Below are 1,860 nucleotides of genomic sequence, written 5' to 3'. Positions count from 1 at the left end.
CGTGCAAGAGTAGACTTTTAATGGTTCTATCCTTTGTTTTCTATGGCCAGGAGCAGTGAGGATAGACGAGAGGATAAGGGTCAAGGAACTTAAAACAGAGGGGTTCATGGATTCTCTCATCCACGGCAAACGTACCTGGCAGGGACAAGCCTTTCATGGCGTCGTCGAAGCAGGTTGATGATTTCGTAGTGCCACATGGGCATTAAGACATGCTGGCCCTCCTGAGCTTATGAAAGGATGTAATCGCCGATACAGACCAGATCGCGAGTAAGGTCAAAAATTGCCATTTCCTCTTCTGTCAGGCCTTCCCTCACGGTGCGAGACGCTTCATCACCCAGTGTGCCGATGAACTCCTTCAGCTTATTGAAAAACTCTTCTGCGGAGCAGGCACCAAGGTTGTAATCATCGACAAGTTCTTTGAAATTCTCCCGCAAATCCTGCCTGCATTTATTCCTGGCCACCATAGGTGTGAGCTTACGCTCTATCAGATTCTTAAATATTGTTCAAATAAGAAACTTTTTTGCTATTCGGCGGTCAAAAAAGATAGTTGAGCATTTCTGATATCGGCAAGACTGAAATTCAGTATTCTGAAACCCATCAGCGGGAACAGGGTGTTCAAAACTTTATAACCAGTAACAAAGTGCGGTGTTCTGTTTTTGGAAAGCACATTGGAAAGCACAAAAGTTGCATTTTTTAGGGAGTTTTAATTATGTTTCCAAGTCTGTCAACGATTTATATTCCGGTCCGATCTTCACCAACAGTATCTGATAATACTATCAATAAATTGGACGTCACGAATCCGCAGGGTGACATTGAGTCCAGTATTGATCTGAATGAAATGCGTGCCAAGGCCAAGGAAAAGAGTAATCTGGTTTGGGCAGGAATTGTCAGCACTGACGTTGATAAAATAACTCATCATGAAATAAAGGTGGCCAGTGGTGAGTCACTTTTTCTGAAGTTTCGTGGATTACGACCAAGTTATGATTGCAAGTTTCGTGTGACTGCCATCAGGCATCGGGATGTGAAAATATTTCTGGTCAGCGACTATACCGATCAGCGAGTGATAGAGGCTTCCGAGATAGTTGGCAAAGAGGGGCAAGATAAAATATTTGTCCTGGCTGATGAGTTGCCAGATTATGCTGAAAGAATGCGAAGTTTTCATCCCTTGTTGCCTAATATCCAGGGCGCTGACGTGAAGGATTTAATAAGCCATCTGGCAAGTAAGGGGTTTTATCTCAAAGATGGCTTTGTCCGCTGTAATGGCTGTGAATACCGTGTACCTCTGGAGGAGTTTACCAAGAAAATCAACTCCCCGGAGAGTTATCTGGCATCAATGAAATCAATGCTGCCTTTTCTTAATGACGTATTGTTCAAAAGCGATGCTAATGAACACGATGATAACAATTGTTTTCTGGCCACAACGGATAAGAAAACATTTCTCCGGGTTAGTCACGCGCCAGATCCCAAAGTCGAAGGTGGGTTCAGAGAACAGGGGCACTATACTGTCTGTCAGCATAATGGCACTAATTACATCAAGTACCCAAGCTATACCAAACGGTGGTCCTACAATAAATTGAAAGAAGTGTATGCAAAGAGTTGGGAAAAGAAGTATGCTGATCGCTTCCTGGATCACGATAGTTATTCTCTTCTGTTTACCACAACGGTTCCAAAATCGGCAATGCTGTCTCAGGATGATTTAATTTATGAGGCTTCGCAGATTAAAATCGATCTTGACAGGTTGAGGCAAAAATATAATGATTTTCAGTGCCTCGTGAATCAGTCATCGGTTCATAATCCAGAGTTGGCCAAAGCATTAAACTTGCCTGCGATACAAAGCCTTTTATCCCCTGAAATTGGCCT

Annotated in this window: 2 protein-coding genes; one reads left to right on the top strand and one right to left on the bottom strand. The window is 43.2% G+C overall.

What is annotated here, in order from left to right; genetic code table 11:
• Positions 1-227: 227 nt before the first annotated feature.
• Positions 228-485, bottom strand: coding sequence for a DUF3387 domain-containing protein (locus KDK17_RS09555; protein WP_257287936.1), 258 nt, complete (start codon positions 483-485; stop codon positions 228-230).
• A gap of 224 nt (positions 486-709) precedes the next feature.
• Between KDK17_RS09555 and KDK17_RS09550 the strand changes: the two genes are divergently transcribed.
• Positions 710-1,860, top strand: a 1,151-nt coding sequence (locus tag KDK17_RS09550; protein WP_257287935.1) for a hypothetical protein, incomplete at its 3' end; no start/stop codon positions are given.

Origin of the sequence: Endozoicomonas sp. SESOKO2 (genome assembly GCF_024606245.1) — a bacterium.
Classification (GTDB): Bacteria; Pseudomonadota; Gammaproteobacteria; order Pseudomonadales; family Endozoicomonadaceae; genus Endozoicomonas_A.
Note: the sequence above shows the minus strand (reverse complement) of the source record. Positions and strands in the feature narration are given on the sequence as shown.